13 protein-coding genes are annotated in these 15,330 nt (G+C 62.2%); 3 read left to right on the top strand and 10 right to left on the bottom strand.

Features of this window, described 5'->3' with window-relative positions; translation table 11 throughout:
• Window positions 1-52: 52 nt before the first annotated feature.
• Window positions 53-1,153 carry an alcohol dehydrogenase family protein gene (locus ACEW8Q_RS09030; protein ID WP_373503720.1) on the top strand — a complete coding sequence of 367 codons (1,101 nt, stop codon included), beginning with the start codon at window positions 53-55 and terminating at the stop codon, window positions 1,151-1,153.
• Window positions 1,154-1,204: 51 nt separating this feature from the next.
• On the opposite strand, the gene ACEW8Q_RS09025 is transcribed toward ACEW8Q_RS09030, so the two are convergent.
• The gene (locus tag ACEW8Q_RS09025) at window positions 1,205-2,701 is read right to left on the bottom strand and encodes a CoA-acylating methylmalonate-semialdehyde dehydrogenase (RefSeq protein ID WP_373503719.1); all 1,497 of its coding nucleotides are present in this window, start codon (window positions 2,699-2,701) and stop codon (window positions 1,205-1,207) included.
• A gap of 103 nt (window positions 2,702-2,804) precedes the next feature.
• Between ACEW8Q_RS09025 and ACEW8Q_RS09020 the strand changes: the two genes are divergently transcribed.
• Window positions 2,805-3,692 (top strand): LysR family transcriptional regulator, encoded by an 888-nt coding sequence (locus tag ACEW8Q_RS09020; protein WP_373503718.1) that lies wholly within the window; start codon window positions 2,805-2,807, stop codon window positions 3,690-3,692.
• On the opposite strand, the gene urtE is transcribed toward ACEW8Q_RS09020, so the two are convergent.
• The 6 genes from urtE to ACEW8Q_RS08990 form a co-directional block, all read right to left on the bottom strand.
• Window positions 3,689-4,387, bottom strand: coding sequence for an urea ABC transporter ATP-binding subunit UrtE (gene urtE / locus ACEW8Q_RS09015; RefSeq protein ID WP_373503754.1), 699 nt, complete (start codon window positions 4,385-4,387; stop codon window positions 3,689-3,691). The genes ACEW8Q_RS09020 and urtE overlap by 4 nt on opposite strands.
• Before the next feature lie 7 nt (window positions 4,388-4,394).
• Complete coding sequence (gene urtD, locus ACEW8Q_RS09010) at window positions 4,395-5,141, bottom strand: urea ABC transporter ATP-binding protein UrtD (protein ID WP_373503717.1); 747 nt, start codon at window positions 5,139-5,141, stop codon at window positions 4,395-4,397.
• A complete protein-coding gene (gene urtC / locus ACEW8Q_RS09005) occupies window positions 5,138-6,253 on the bottom strand; it encodes an urea ABC transporter permease subunit UrtC (protein WP_373503716.1) in 1,116 nt (371 codons plus the stop codon). The genes urtD and urtC overlap by 4 nt, the downstream gene beginning before the upstream one ends.
• On the bottom strand, window positions 6,250-7,842 hold the full coding sequence (gene urtB, locus ACEW8Q_RS09000) for an urea ABC transporter permease subunit UrtB (RefSeq protein WP_373503715.1): 1,593 nt from the start codon (window positions 7,840-7,842) through the stop codon (window positions 6,250-6,252). Before urtB ends, urtC begins: the two co-directional genes overlap by 4 nt.
• 69 nt (window positions 7,843-7,911) lie before the next feature.
• Window positions 7,912-9,156 (bottom strand): urea ABC transporter substrate-binding protein, encoded by a 1,245-nt coding sequence (gene urtA / locus ACEW8Q_RS08995; RefSeq protein WP_373503753.1) that lies wholly within the window; start codon window positions 9,154-9,156, stop codon window positions 7,912-7,914.
• Between the two features lie 279 nt (window positions 9,157-9,435).
• Window positions 9,436-10,533, bottom strand: a complete 1,098-nt coding sequence (locus tag ACEW8Q_RS08990; RefSeq protein ID WP_373503714.1) for an alanine racemase — start codon at window positions 10,531-10,533, stop codon at window positions 9,436-9,438.
• 149 nt (window positions 10,534-10,682) lie between these two features.
• On the opposite strand from ACEW8Q_RS08990, the gene ACEW8Q_RS08985 reads away from it, so the two are divergent.
• Complete coding sequence (locus tag ACEW8Q_RS08985) at window positions 10,683-11,459, top strand: SDR family NAD(P)-dependent oxidoreductase (protein ID WP_373503713.1); 777 nt, start codon at window positions 10,683-10,685, stop codon at window positions 11,457-11,459.
• Between the two features lie 6 nt (window positions 11,460-11,465).
• Here the strand turns inward: ACEW8Q_RS08985 and otnC are convergent, their stop codons facing one another.
• From otnC to ACEW8Q_RS08970, 3 genes are read right to left on the bottom strand one after another with little or no spacing between them, the layout of a single operon-like run.
• Window positions 11,466-12,104 carry a 3-oxo-tetronate 4-phosphate decarboxylase gene (otnC, locus tag ACEW8Q_RS08980; protein ID WP_373503712.1) on the bottom strand — a complete coding sequence of 213 codons (639 nt, stop codon included), beginning with the start codon at window positions 12,102-12,104 and terminating at the stop codon, window positions 11,466-11,468.
• A complete protein-coding gene (otnK, locus tag ACEW8Q_RS08975; protein ID WP_373503711.1) occupies window positions 12,101-13,360 on the bottom strand; it encodes a 3-oxo-tetronate kinase in 1,260 nt (419 codons plus the stop codon). Before otnK ends, otnC begins: the two co-directional genes overlap by 4 nt.
• 3 nt (window positions 13,361-13,363) lie before the next feature.
• The gene (locus tag ACEW8Q_RS08970; RefSeq protein WP_373503710.1) at window positions 13,364-15,328 is read right to left on the bottom strand and encodes a hypothetical protein; all 1,965 of its coding nucleotides are present in this window, start codon (window positions 15,326-15,328) and stop codon (window positions 13,364-13,366) included.
• Between the last annotated feature and the right edge of the window lie 2 nt (window positions 15,329-15,330).

The following is a 15,330-nucleotide window of genomic DNA, read 5'->3' as shown; positions in this document are numbered from 1 at the left end:
AAGTTGGCCGGCCTTTTCTTGTGCGGATGAAGGGAGCGCGATAGACTCAGGCATGTCACCTGATCGCTTCGACCTTCGCAACGCCGCCAGATCGATGAAGGCCATCGTCACCACAGGCATCGGCGGTGCCGAGTGCCTCGTCTATCGCGATGTGCCCGTGCCAGGTCCCGCGCAGCACGAAGTGCTCATCAGGGTCGCGGCGGCTGGCGTCAACAACACCGAAATCAATACAAGGCTTGGCTGGTATTCGCCGGCAGTCACGGTTGAGACGTCCGCGGCGTCGGACGCCAGGAGCGGCACGGCCAAAGAGGGCGGCTGGAACGGCGCCATTCCATTCCCCTTCATCCAGGGGACCGATTGTTGCGGTCATGTGGTCGAGTCTGGCGGTGAGGCGGGTCAGGCGCTCGTCGGAAAGCGCGTGCTGGTCAGGCCCTGCATGCGGGTCCACGGTTTTGGATCGCTCGATTGCGTGTGGCTCGGCTCCGATTTCGACGGTGCATTCGCGCAATATGTGAAGGTGCCTGCCGCGGAGGCCTTTCCGGTTGAAAGCGCATGGCAAGATGAAGAACTGGCCACCATCCCCTGCGCCTACGGCACCGCCGAGAACCTGATCCATCGTACGAAACTGAAGGCTGACGAGACAGTTCTCGTTACGGGAGCATCGGGCGGGGTCGGGTCTGCCGCCGTGCAACTTGCGTTAAGGCGCGGCGCCCGCGTGACCGCCATCGCGGCGCGTGACAAGGCGGAAGCCATTTCGGCGCTTGGCTGCGAGACGGTGATCGGCCGCGAAGAAAATCTGCTCGACGTACTTGGGGAGCGAACCATCGATGCCGTCATTGACGTGGTGGGCGGCGAGGGCTTCCCGTCGCTCTTGAAGGTGTTGAAGCGCGGCGGGCGCTATGCCACCTCGGGCGCCATCGCGGGGCCCGTCGTCAGCCTCGACCTGCGCGACCTCTATCTGAAGGACATCACCTTGATCGGCGGAACGGCCTGGGACGAACCGGTATTTCCAAACCTGATGGTCTACATCACGCGCAACGAAATTCGCCCGCTGCTGGCGAAGGTCTTTCCGCTGCATGACATTGCAGTGGCGCAGGAGGAGTTCCTTGCCAAGCGCCATGTCGGAAAGCTGGTGCTTGTTCCACCAAAATAGAAAATGGCCGGGCGAACCCGGCCATCAAGTCTTGGGAGGAAGAAGGAGAGTCTACTTCATCGTCGGCATGACGAAGTCGGCGCCGGCGCGGATGCCCGTGGGCCAGCGCGACGTGATGGTCTTGAGGCGCGTGTAGAAGCGAATGCCTTCCGGCCCGTGCATGTGATGGTCGCCGAACAGCGAGGACTTCCAGCCGCCGAACGAATGGAAGGCCATCGGCACCGGGATCGGAACGTTGATACCGACCATGCCGACCTGGATCTGGTGCGCGAATTCGCGCGCCGCGTCACCATCACGGGTAAAGATCGCGGTGCCGTTGCCGAACTCATGCTCATTGATCATCTTGGCAGCCGACGCATAGTCATTGGCGCGAACCACCGAGAGCACCGGCCCGAATATCTCTTCTTTGTAGATCTTCATGTCCGTCGTGACGTTGTCGAACAGCGTGCCGCCCACGTAGAAGCCGTTCTCGTAGCCCTGCAGCTTCAGCGAGCGGCCGTCGACCACGAGTTTTGCACCTTCGGCGACGCCGGAGTCGATATAGCCCTTCACCTTGTCCTGATGAATCTTGGTGACGAGGGGCCCCATTTCAGCTTCAGGATCGGTGCCGGGGCCGACCTTCAGTGCACGGACCTTCGGCTCGAGCTTGGCCATCAGCGCGTCCGCCGTCTGCTGGCCGATCGGAACGGCAACCGAGATCGCCATGCAGCGCTCGCCTGCCGAGCCATAGGCAGCGCCCATCAAGGCATCGACCGCCTGGTCCATGTCGGCATCGGGCATGATAATCATGTGATTCTTCGCACCACCCAGTGCCTGGCAACGCTTGCCGGTGCGGGCTGCTGTCTCGTAGATGTAGCGAGCGATCGGGGTGGAGCCGACAAAGCTCACAGCCGAGACGTCCGGCGAATGCAGGATCGCGTCGACGGCTTCCTTGTCTCCGTGGACGACGTTGAAGACGCCCGGCGGCAGGCCAGCTTCCTCAAGCCACTGAGCCATCAGCAGCGAGGCGGAGGGATCGCGCTCCGACGGCTTCAGGATGAAGCAGTTGCCGGCGGCAAGCGCTACGGGGAACATCCACATCGGCACCATGGCCGGAAAGTTGAACGGCGTGATGCCGGCCACGACGCCCAGCGGCTGGCGCAGCGAATGGCTGTCGACGCGGGTGCCGACGTTCTCGGTCACTTCTCCCTTCAGGAGCTGCGGGGCGGCGGTGGCGAACTCGACCACTTCCATGCCGCGCTGGATCTCGCCCTTGGCATCCGACAGCACTTTGCCATGCTCGGACGTGATGACGGCTGCGAGATCGTCGGTGCGCTCCTCGAGAATGCGGAGGAACTTGTTGAGGATGCGGGCGCGGCGGAGCGGCGTGGTTGTGGCCCAGCCGATGAAAGCCTTCTTCGCCACTGCGACGACGTCGTTTACCTCTGCTGTCGAAGCAAGCGAGACGGAGCCCGTCTGTTCGCCGGTTGCGGGGTTGTAGACGGGAGCGGTGCGGCCGCGGCCCTCGACCTGCTGGCCATTGATGTGGTGGGGAATGAGCTTGGGCATGGGAGTCCTCCTGAATTCTCTGCAAACATCTATGCGCTTGTCATTTTCGCACAGCAATGACCGGAATTGCGCTTCCGATGTGCAGAAAGTATAGTCAGCAGTCATGAATTGGGATCACATTCGCATTTTCCTGGCCGTGGCGCGCTCCGGCCAGATCCTTGGCGCGGCGCGTCAACTGGGCTTGAATCACGCGACCGTGGGCCGCCAGCTCACCGCGCTTGAGGAGGATCTCGGCACGCCGCTGGTGGAACGCCAGACCAACGGCTGCGTGCTCACCCCGGCGGGCGAGGCGCTGATGCGGAGCGCTGAGAAGGTGGAGTCGGAGTTGCTGCAGGCCGGCACCCGGCTGTCCGGTGCCACGGAAAGCCTCAATGGCATTGTGCGCGTGGGAGCGCCCGACGGGCTCGGCAACTACTTCCTTTCCCGCACCCTGGGGGCACTGGCCGAACGCCACCCGGACCTGACCATCCAGCTCGTGCCGCTGCCCCGCACATTCTCGCTGTCCCGACGCGAAGCCGATATCGTGGTGACGCTAGACCGCCCGAAGCAGGGCAAGATGATCGTCCGTAAACTGACGGACTACACGTTGAGCGTCTATGCCTCCGCTGACTATCTGGCCCGCCATGGCGCAATCATGGAGACCGGAGATATCGACGGGCATCTGTTCGTCACCCATGTCGAGGACTTCGTCTATTCGCGGGCGCTGGACTATGCCGCAGAGCTCGGCAAGCGCATGCGGCGGCACTACGAGTGCGGCAGCGTGGTGGCGCAGATGGAAGCGGTGCGCGCCGGGCACGGCATCGGAATCCTGCATGACTATGTCGCCCTGCAATACCCCGAGTTGACGCGATTGCTTCCCGATCTTCGTTTCACGCGCACCTACTGGCTGATGTCGCACCCCGATACGCACGACACCCGCCGCGTGGCGGAAGTCTATGCCCACATCACGGAATCGGTGCGGAGCGCAAAGGCGAGTTTCGTCCTGGGTTAGACCATCAGGTGCTTGCGAACATCCGCCTTGTCGAGATCCTCGGCGGGGCCGGAATGTACCACCTCGCCACGGTCCATGATGTAGACGTGGTCCGCAAGTTCCCGGCAGAAGTCGAGGTACTGCTCGACGAGGAGGATCGCCATGCCGCTCGTATCGCGCAAGTACCGGATGGCATTTCCGATGTCCTTGATGATCGACGGCTGTATGCCCTCGGTCGGTTCGTCCAGCACCAGAAGCTTCGGCTGCGTGACCAGCGCGCGCGCGATGGCAAGCTGCTGCTGCTGGCCGCCAGAAAGATCGCCGCCACGGCGCGACAGCATGTCCTTCAGCACGGGGAAAAGCCGGAAAACGTCTGCTCCTATGCGACGTTCGAAACGCGGCAGAACGGTGAGGCCCGTCTTGAGATTTTCCTCGACCGTCAAAAGCGGAAAGATTTCGCGGCCCTGCGGCACATAGCCCAAGCCGGACTTGACCCGGGCATGGGGAGCGAGCCCGCCAATGGCGGTCCCATCGATGGCGATGGTGCCCTTGCTCACAGTCTGCAGGCCCATGATGGCGCGAAGCAGGCTGGACTTGCCGACGCCGTTGCGGCCCAGCACACAGGTGATGGAGCCGGGCTTCACCTCCAGCGAGACACCGCGCAGCGCCTGCGCCGCGCCGTAGTAAAGGTCGAGATCATTTATCGAGAGGTTGATCACGCTATCACCGGCCCAGATAGACTTCGATGACGCGGCTGTCGGCGCTTACCGTGTCGAGCGATCCCTCGGCCAGCACTGAGCCCTCGTGCAGCACCGTCACCTTCACACCCAGTTCGCGAACGAATGACATATCGTGTTCCACCACCACCACGGCTTTTTCCTTCGCGATCTTCTTGAGCAGTTTTGCGGTTTCCGCGGTTTCGTCATCCGTCATTCCGGCGACGGGCTCGTCGACCAGCAACAGCTTCGGCTCCTGCGCGAGCAGCATACCAATCTCCAGCCACTGTTTTTGCCCGTGGCTCAAATATGCGGCGAGGCGGCTGGCCTGCGAAGCAAGCCCCACGGTGTCGAGAACTTCTTCGATCCGTGCTTTCTCTCGGGCTGAAAGCTTGTGAAACAGGCTCTCTACCACACCGCGGTGGCCAGCGAGCGAAAGCTCTATATTGTCCCACACGGTGTGGCTCTCGAACACCGAGGGCCTCTGGAACTTCCGCCCGATGCCGAGCCGTGCAATGTCGGCCTCATCGCGCTTCAGGAGGTCGATATCACCGCTGAACAGCGCGTCGCCCGCATCGGGCCTGGTCTTGCCCGTGATCACGTCCATCATGGTCGTCTTGCCCGCGCCATTGGGGCCGATGATGGCGCGCATCTCGCCTTCGCCGATGATGAGCGAGAGGTTGTTCAGCGCCTTGAAGCCATCGAAGCTCACCGTGATGCCGTCGAGATAGAGGATAGATCCCTGCTTGCTCATTCGGCGGCCTCCATGGCGGCGACGGGCGCCTTTTCAGGCTTGGACCTAGGGCGCTTCTCCCAGGCTTCGGCCAGCGTGCCGACGATACCCTTGGGCAGGAACAGCGTGACGCAGACGAAAAGCGCGCCCAGCACGAGAATCCACATATCGGGGAAGGCTGCGGTGAAATAGCTTTTGCCCGCGTTGACGGTGAGAGCGCCGATGATCGGTCCAACCAGCGTCCCGCGCCCGCCCACCGCCGTCCAGATGACGATCTCGATCGAATTGGCGGGGGCGAACTCACCGGGATTGATGATGCCCACCTGCGGCACATAGAGTGCGCCCGCAACGCCTGCCATCACGGCTGACAGCGTGAAGGCAAAGAGCTTCACATGCTCCACTCGGTAGCCGATAAAGCGTGTTCGGCTTTCGGCATCGCGTACCGCCACCATCACCTTGCCCAGCCGCGATGTGACCACCCATTGCAGCAACAGCAGGAAGACGGCGAGCGTGAGCGCGGTGATTGCGAAGAGCACCGCGCGCGTGCCCTGCGCCTGGATGTTGAAGCCGAGGATGTCCTTGAAGTCGGTAAGGCCGTTGTTGCCGCCAAAGCCCATGTCGTTCCGGAAAAAGGCGAGCAGCAGGGCAAAGGTGAGCGCCTGCGTGATGATCGAGAGATAGACGCCGGTGACCCGCGAGCGGAAGGCGAACCAGCCGAAGATGAAGGCGAGGAGGCCGGGCACCACCATCACCATCAGGGCGGCGAACCAGAACATGTCGAAGCCATACCAGAACCACGGCAGTTCCTTCCAGTTCAGGAACACCATGAAGTCGGGCAGGATCGGATCGGCATAGACACCGCGCGAGCCGATCTGCCGCATCAGGTACATGCCCATGGCATAGCCGCCCAGTGCGAAGAATGCGCCGTGGCCGAGCGAGAGAATGCCGCAGTAGCCCCAGGCAAGATCGAGAGCGAGCGCGAGGATGGCGAAGCACAGATACTTGCCCAGCAGCGGCACGAGGTAGTCCGGAACATGGAAAGCCGAACCGGGCGTAGTCGAAACGTTCAGAATGGGCACGAGAATGGCGGCAGCGATGATGAGGCCGGCCGCAACGAGGGTGAGGCGTCTCATGCGTCCACGAACCTTCCCTTGAGCGCGAAGAGCCCGCGCGGGCGTTTCTGGATGAACAGGATGATGAAGACGAGTACCAGGATCTTGCCGAGCACCGCGCCCGCGAAGGGCTCGAGGATCTTGTTGACGATGCCGAGTGTCATCGCGGCCACCAGCGTGCCCCACAGGTTGCCAACGCCGCCGAACACGACCACCATGAAACTGTCGATCGAATAGCTCTGGCCGAGATCTGGCGAGACATTATCGATCTGCGAGAGGCCAACGCCGGCAATCCCGGCGATGCCGGAACCCACCGCGAAGGTGAGGGCGCCGACCCAGGGCGTTCGGATGCCAATGGCAGATGCCATGCGGCGGTTCTGCGTCACCGCGCGAAGCTGCAACCCGAACCATGTCTTGTTGAGCAGGAGATAGAGCGCCGCGAAAACCGCGAGCGAGAAGAGCACGAGCCACATGCGATTATAGGTGATCGACATCTGGCCCAGTTCGAAGGCGCCCGAGGCCCATGAGGGATTGCCGACCTCGCGGTTGGTGGGCCCGAAGATCATGCGGATCGTCTGCTGCAGGATGAGGGAAACGCCCCAGGTGGCGAGCAAGGTTTCGAGCGGGCGGCCATAGAGCGGCCGGATGACGATGCGCTCGATGATCAATCCGGCCACCGCGGCCACCAGAAAAGCCAGAGGCAGAGCGATGAAGAGAGAGGCGTCGAAGAGCCAGGGCGCGGAATTGCGGATGATGTCCTGCACGACAAAGGTCGTGTAGGCGCCGAGCATCACCATCTCGCCATGTGCCATGTTGATGACGCCCATGACGCCGAAGGTGATCGCGAGGCCGATGGCGGCGAGCAGCAGAACAGAGCCCAGGGATATGCCGTACCAGACGTTTTGCGCGGCATTCCAGTAGGCGAGCGAGGTCTCGATGTTGGCAATGGCTGCGCTTGCATCGAGCGCCACTGGTCCTTCTCCGGTTGCCACGGAGGAGAGAACTGCGATCACGTCGCGGCTTCCGGTGGCGGACAACGTCGCGATGGCTGCGCGCTTCTCGTCATCGGAACGGTCGGACGAAAGAAGCGCCGAGGCCTTGGCCAGTTCGAGCGCAGCCTTGACTTTCGGATCGGTCTCCTTCGCCAAGGCCTCTTCTATGGCGGGAAGTGCAACGGCGTCCTTTGATTTGAAGACGGCCTGCGCCGCTTCAAGCCGCTTTACAGCATCGGGACTGGAGAGCGCGGAACCGCCAGCTGCCGCCCTGATGACACGGCGAAGCCCATTGTTGATCTTGATCTTGGTGAGATCGGATTTCGGGGCCTCGCCCGCAGCCTCTCCCGTGGCGGGATCGGTAAGCTTGAGAACGTCGCCTTCCGCCGTGGCAATGAAGACCTGGCGGTCGGATTTCCGCACATAGAGATTGCCTTCGGCCAAGGCGCTGAGGGCCGCAGCGGACTGGGGACCGGGTTCAGCTGCCACCGCCTTGATCGCGGCCTCCATGCCTTCGAGCTTCACGTTGCCGAGCGCATTCACCGACTCTTTCAAGTCGGCGGCGGCAGGCGTCGAGGCAATCAGGAGGGCGAAAAGAAATACGATGAGGCGGCGCATGGCGTGTCTCCGGCATGAGGGTTCCGGCCTCCTCCAGGAAGACCGGAACCCGTGTCGATCAGCTTGGGATCAGGCGCCGCACTTGCCCGTGGCGGTATTGAAGTTGCCGCAGGACATGGGAGCCCGCCAATCGGAGATGAGCGGCTTCGACTCAGGCAGGAAGTCCGACCATTCGTCTCCCACGACGAGGCCAGGCGTGCTCCATACGATGTCGAACTGGCCGTTCTCCTGCACTTCGCCGATCAGCACCGGCTTGGTAATGTGGTGGTTCGGCATCATGGTGGAGAATCCGCCCGAGAGGTTCGGCACGGACACGCCGATCAGCGCATCGATCACGGCGTCGCTGTCCACCGTTCCGGCCTTCTCGACGGCCTTCACCCACATGTTGAAACCAATCACGTGCGCTTCCATCGGATCGTTGGTGACACGCTTCTCGTTCTTGGTGAATTCCTTCCAGCCCTTGATGAAGGCGGCGTTCTCCGGCGTATCGACAGACTGGAAATAGTTCCACGCTGCAAGATGGCCGACGAGCGGACCGGTGTCGATGCCGGCAAGCTCTTCCTCACCTACCGAGAAGGCGACGACCGGAATGTCCTCGGCGGAGACGCCCTGGTTGGCGAGTTCCTTGTAGAAGGGAACGTTGGCGTCGCCGTTGATGGTGGAGACAACGGCGGTCTTCTTGCCGGCGGAGCCGAACTTCTTCACGTCCGACACGATGGTCTGCCAATCGGAATGGCCGAACGGCGTGTAGTTGATCATGATGTCTTCGGGCTTGACACCCTTTGCCTGCAGATAGGCCTCGAGGATCTTGTTGGTGGTGCGCGGGTATACATAGTCCGTGCCGGCGAGCACCCAGCGTTCAACCTTCTCGGTCGCCATCAGGTAGTCGACGGCGGGAATGGCCTGCTGGTTCGGCGCGGCGCCTGTGTAGAACACGTTGCGCTCGGATTCCTCGCCTTCGTATTGCACGGGGTAGAAGAGAATGCTGTTCAGCTCCTTGAACACCGGCAGCACAGACTTGCGCGACACCGACGTCCAGCAGCCGAACACGGCGGAAACCTTGTTGACGGCGATCAACTCGCGTGCCTTTTCGGCAAACAGCGGCCAGTCGGAAGCCGGATCGACAACGACGGCTTCGAGCTTCTTGCCGAGGATGCCGCCCTTCTTGTTCTGCTCCTCGATGAGCATGAGCATGACGTCCTTGAGGGTCGTCTCCGAGATCGCCATGGTGCCGGACAGCGAATGCAGCACGCCGACCTTGATCGTTTCTTCCTGAGCAAATGCAGCGTTCACGCCGCTGAAATAGGCGCCCATCGCAACGCCCGCAGCCAACTTGGCAAAACCTCTCCGCGTCAATGACATGTGTGTTCCCTCCATGGATTATTGTCATTAGAACCGGAAGGGGGAGTCGCAACCGCTGTGCCAGTTGTGCTGCGGCGCCGAAGAAAACATTTAACAATTTGATAACAGGCATGAATCTGGTGCGCATTAAATGTGCGTTGCAGCACATCACTCGCTGCAACCGCACAATAACCAAGCAATGACTAAATGATGTCCGCGTAATTATTAGGCGCGCCTGTAAATTAAGCTAACCTACTGAACAGTGCCGCGCGCATCGACTTTCACGGCCCCCAGAACCTGGTCGCCTTTCATGATGACGACCTTGTCGAAGAGGTTGGTCACGGGGCAGACATGGTTCGGCGTGATGCGCACGAGATCACCCACCTTCGGCTTGTCGTTGAGGCGGGAAATGTCAAGGAATCCATGCTCTTCCGACATGTTGTAGACACGCGCTCCGGAAAGCGCCTGCACTTCGCCATAGCCCTCCTGACCGACGAGATCGCTGGTGAGCGACTTCGATCCCGCATCGATCATGGCGCGCTCGGAAGTGGGAACGCTCACAACCGTGGAGAGCACGGTGAGCGCGCAATCGGCCGATGTCGCCGAGCCTGCCGCGATCTGCATGCGGTCGTGATAGATATATGTTCCGGCGCGATACTCGCTCACGTGGTCAAGTCCCTCGTCCTTCCACATGTCCGGTGTGCCGCCCGCCGAAACGGTGGGCGTGTCGAGTCCCGCCTTCGACAGAAGCTCTCGTGCTGTATCCAGAAACGCTGCCATCTGCCTGCGCGCGTCGTTCTTGGGCAGTGTCATCAGTCCGCCGAAGACCAGCCCTCCCGTGGAGTCGATGAGCTTCGCAAGTTCGGCTGCGGCCTGCGGTGACTGCACGCCATTGCGGGCCGCACCCGTGTCGCATTCGACCAGCACCGTGATGTCGCGCCCCGCCTCTCGCGCCGCATGGGCAAGGCCGTCGAGGACATCGGCGTTGTCAGCGACCAGCTTGATGCCGGTCGACCGGGCAAGCGCCGCCAGCCGTTCAAGCTTGTGGCGGCCCACCACATTGAAGGTGAGCAGCATGTCGGTGATCCCGGCATGGGCCATCACTTCGGCCTCGCCAAGTTTCTGCACCGTGATACCGTGGGCGCCAAGGTCCATCTGGGCCTTTGCCAGAGGCACCAGCTTGTGGGTCTTGATGTGCGGGCGGTTGGAGAGGCCCAGGGCGTCGCAACGGGCCTGCCAGAGGGTAAGATTGCGTTCCACGATATCGATGTCGATGACGGGCACCGGCGTTTCCAGGTCTTCGATCCTGCTTCCCACGTCTTCGAACTCGAAATGCTTCAGGATATCCATGTCGTCCGGCTCCGCTCGGTTGAAAGGTGAATCTAGCACCTGCTGCAGGCCAGTTTGAACATCCTGTCCCGCATGGCAGCGCTGCCCTGAGCATTGCCGTTCGCCGTGGGCTTGGCTAGTGTTGGCGCTTCAAATGGGGGAATGCCGGCATGTATCTGGAAAAGTTGCGGATCGATGGGCGCGTGGCCGTTGTGACGGGTGCCGGGCAGGGGATTGGCGCTGCCTGCGCAAGGGCGTTGGGCGAGGCGGGCGCGATTGTCATCGTCACCGACCTGATGCCGGACCGGGTGGAAAAAAGCGTTGCCGATCTCAAGGCGCAGGGCCTCCTGGCTCACGGCTATGTGCTGGACGTGACCAAATCGGGCGACGTCGACCGGGTTGCGGCAGAAATTGAAAAGAAGCATGGACCGGTTGGCATTCTCGTCAACAATGCAGGCATTGCACGTTCAAACGTCAAAGCCGAGGACACCAGCGACGACCATTGGCGCGCCCACATGGACATCAACCTCGATGCGGTGTTCTGGTGCTGCCGGACCTTTGGCAAGCAGATGCTGGCGACAGGCAAGGGCGCCATCGTCAATATTGGATCGATCTCGGGCTTCATATCCAACAAGCCGCAGCCGCAGGCTTTCTACAACGCCTCCAAGGCCGCCGTGCATCACCTGACCAAGTCTCTGGCCGCGGAATGGGCCATGCGCGGTGTGCGGGTCAATGCCGTGGCTCCCTCTTACATCGAGACCCCGCTCACCGCCTTCGGCATGCGTGAGAACCCCGAGATGTACGCCGTCTGGCGCGAAATGACGCCGATGGGCCGCGTGGGCCAGCCAGAGGAAATCGCCTCGGTGGTGCATTTCCTGTCGACCGATGCCGCGAGCTTCATGACGGGCTCCGTGGTGCTGGTCGACGGCGGCTATTGCAGCTGGTGAGCGGACTCAGCCTTGCGGCGGAAAACGCCGGTACAGGTCCGCGATCTGGTCTTCGTTGAGATAGCGCGTCGGCTTGCCGTGTAACAGCAAGTAAAGCCGCGCCGTCTCCTCAAGCTCCTCGATGGCATCGACTGCCGCCGAAAGTGATGTACCCGCCACCACCGGACCATGATTGGCGAGCAGCACGGCATTGTGTTTGGCGGCGGCCTTGCCGACGGCCTCGCCAAGCGCCTTGTCGCCCGGCGCGTAGTAAGGAATGAGCGGCAGCTTGCCGACCCGCATCACATAGTAAGCCGTGATCGGCGGCAGCACATCCTCATGGTTGATGCAGTCAAGGCAGGACACGGCAACCGAATGCGTGGAGTGGAGGTGAACGACGGCACCCGCCTTTGCGCGCTCGCGGTACATGGCGAGATGCAGGAAGCTTTCCTTTGTTGGATCATCGCCGCCGACGAGACGGCCGTGATCATCGAGCTTCGACAGCCGCGCGGGGTCAAGCCGGCCCAACGATGAGCCGGTTGGAGTCATCAGCCAGCCATCGTTGACCCGCACCGAAATGTTGCCGGAACTGCCGAAGGTGAGGCGGCGCTCGAACATCGAGCGTCCCATGTCGCAGATGAATTCACGGGCCTTTGCTTCGATCATGAGAGGGCGTCCAGCGCCTGGGTAAAGAAATCCGGTCCGCCGAAATTGCCTGATTTCAGCGCCAATGCATAGCGGGTGCCGCCGTAAGACAATGTCGCAGGCACGCCAGGAGCGATCTGCGGGCCGATCTCGAGGGCTTGCACATGAAGCGCCGAGACGACGGCGCCCGATGTCTCGCCACCCGCGATCACGAAACGCTTCACACGGGACTGCGCGAGGCCGCGCGCGAGTTCGGCGATGGCATGCTCGATCATCTCGCCGGCCTTTTCGCGCCCGAACTTTGCCTGCACGAGTGCCACCTTGTCAGGTGGCGCGCTGGCGTAGATGAGCACGGGACCGGACGCCAGTTGCGGTTTCGCCCATTCCAGCAGGGAGGCCACGGTCCGCGCGGGGTCTTCTGCAAGCTCTGCGGGATCGATGGCCCGAGCCGGATGCTTCGCGGCGAAGCGCTCGACCTGGCCCAGGGTGGCCGCCGAGCAACTGCCTGAGAGAACGACGCCGGGGCCGCCAACAGCACTAAGTGCTGCAGCACCTTCACGCTTCGGGATCAGCCGTGCAACACGATAGTTGGCCGGAAGGCCGATAGCGATGCCCGACCCGCCGGTGATCAGCGGGAGAGCGGAGGAGGCCGCGCCGATGTTGTCGAGGTCCTTGTCTTCAACCGCATCAACGATGGCATGGCGGATGCCCTGCGCTCTCAAGGCGGTATAGGCCTCGGCAATCGCGGGAGCGCCTTGCTTCACGGTTCTGTAGGGCACCAGCCCGGTCTTGTGCGGTGTCTGCTTGCCCAGCACGCGCACGAGATTGGCATCCTTCATGGGTGTCAGCGGATGATTGCGCATCGATGAGTCGGAGAGAAGATCGCCGCCGACGAAAAGATGGCCCAGATAGATGGTGCGGCCGGTCTCGGGGAAGGCCGGGCAGGCGATGGTGAAGTCGGATTTCAGTTCGTCGAGCAGCGCATCCGCCACGGGACCGATATTGCCTTCGTCGGTCGAATCGAATGTCGAGCAATACTTGAAGAAGATCTGCTTGGCGCCATTGGCCTTGAGCCAGCGGCAGGCTGCGAGCGATTGCGCCACCGCATCCGCCGCCGGAATGGTGCGCGACTTCAGCGCCACCACGATGGCATCGGCCTGTGGCGCCTCGCCCTTCGGAATGCCGATCGTCTGCACCGTATGCATGCCACGGCGCGTCAATGTGTTGGCGAGGTCGGTGGCCCCGGTGAAGTCGTCTGCGATGCAACCAAGGATCATGCGTCAGGCTGCCTTGATGCGAACGACACCATAGGGGCCGAGTTCGAGTGTGGAAACTTTCTTGACGGATTCGCCTGCCGACTCGAGATAATCCGCCTTGGTTGTGATGGTCTGGAAATTGCGGTCGCTCAGATGATGGAGCCGCGCTGCGCCCTCAAAGCCCGAAACCTTCACCTTCTGAGGCTCGGAAGATAGATTGGCGAGCCAGAGCTCCTTGCCGGCCTTCGACTGATGCCCGACCGCTGCGACGGTGGACGGCATGCTTGACACGGCATCGAGCCGCTTGTAGCCGCTCGCAGCCCCAAAACCGGCCAGCACATGATAGGTGGGATAGACCGATGCCTTGGCGCCATCGAACCATGGCTGCTTGTAGTTGGCCTTCCTGTAGATGGCACCCTGTGGGCCTGTCACGGCCCCGAGCGCAATGCTGTCCACGCCGCCCTTCGCGAAAGCGGCGATGAGCCCGAGGTTCCAGGCGGCTGCGAACAGACCACGCTGGCGCGGGTCCATGTCGGACAGGCACACGCGGCCATTGCCGGGATTTGGAGCAACCGCCGCGCCATAGGGGTTGTCACGGCAGGGAATGGAAGACGGCCCCAGATGATAAGGCGTCTTGCCCATCATGTTGCGGGTGGAGGCGATGATCGATGGAATCGCCTCCAGCGTCTCCATCACCGAGACATCGTCTGCCGCATGGACAATCGGGCAAACGGAATGGGTGACAAAGTCGAACAGGCCTTCGGGCGCGGGCTTGCGGTTCAGTTCAGTGAAGAACGACAGCATGCCGCCGCCCAGCGGAATGCCGGGGAAGGTCTCGCGCACGGCCGCCGCCATTTCCTCGTAGGTCGGGCCCCAAGGCCGTGGCGTGTTGGGCTGGAACGACTTCAGGTCGTGCACATGGGTGATCACGATGGCATCGGGGCGGTAGTCCGCCGCACGAAGCTGGCCCGCGATCTCGCGCACTTCATGTTCGGCTGAAGCCTGTGCCGGAAGCACAATTTCAAGCGTCGACCGGATGCCGGTGCGGTCCTTCAACTCCCTGAAAGCTGCGGCCGCCTCTGACTGGCCGGGGTCGCGCCCATCGATCTGGCAGACGAGATGCGAAGGCTTCATCGCCGCAATCAGATCGGCACTTTTCAGCGCCGCCTGCGCCTCGGCCATGGGAACTCCCGTGCCGATCGATGGAATGCGTCCCTTTGCGCCCCCAACGTCGACCGCGATGGCGGAACCGGCCTTGGCCGTCTTCTTCGCCGTGGGCTTTCCTTCGATGGTGACCGTGACCGACTGCGTGAACGGCTCGCCCTTCTGCAGCGTATAGGGCCACGGGTCGAGCAACGAACAGACATAGGTCTTGTAGGAAGCGTCCATCCAGTTGCGATGGTCTTCCATCTCGAACTTGTTGCCCTCCATCAGCACCGTCGCGGTGACGCCGGGGACGACCGTATGCTTGAGCGAGCGGATTTCGAAAACCGGTTGGCCGGGACTGATGAATTTCGGAAAGCGCGATTTGCGCTTCTTGCCATCCGTATGAACGATCTCGACAGGCTCACCCACCACGCCGACCAGCGGGTGCAGAACCACAAAGCCCGTGCGGTTGGTGAGGAAGTCGGTGAGCGGTGTCGCCGTCACCTGGAACATTACCGTTCCCTCGGCCTTTGCCTCGATCCGGGCCGCGTATCGCATGCCCTGTTCCTTGTCCTTCGCGGTCGCCGTGTAGGTGATCGAGAAACCGTCCTTGCCCTGCCTGATCTTCAGGTCTTCGATCGTGGGACCATAGGTGCCCCAGTTCTTGTCGCGCAGCAGATAGGCAACGCCGCGTAGCACTTCCGCGCCGCGATAGCGGATATAGCGGATGGCGCCATTGTCGAAGAGCGCGGTGATTGGCCCTGCCGTGAGCAGCCGCCGCTTCGGCTCCGGCACATCGGTTCCGGTGAGCTTGATCGCGCGGGTGAGGGCGGTCTTCGCCATGG

This window comes from Aestuariivirga sp., from assembly GCF_041738905.1.
In the GTDB taxonomy this organism is placed as follows: Bacteria; Pseudomonadota; Alphaproteobacteria; order Rhizobiales; family Aestuariivirgaceae; genus Aestuariivirga.
The sequence above is the reverse complement of the archived record's forward strand: the minus strand, read 5'-3'. Positions and strand labels throughout refer to the sequence as shown.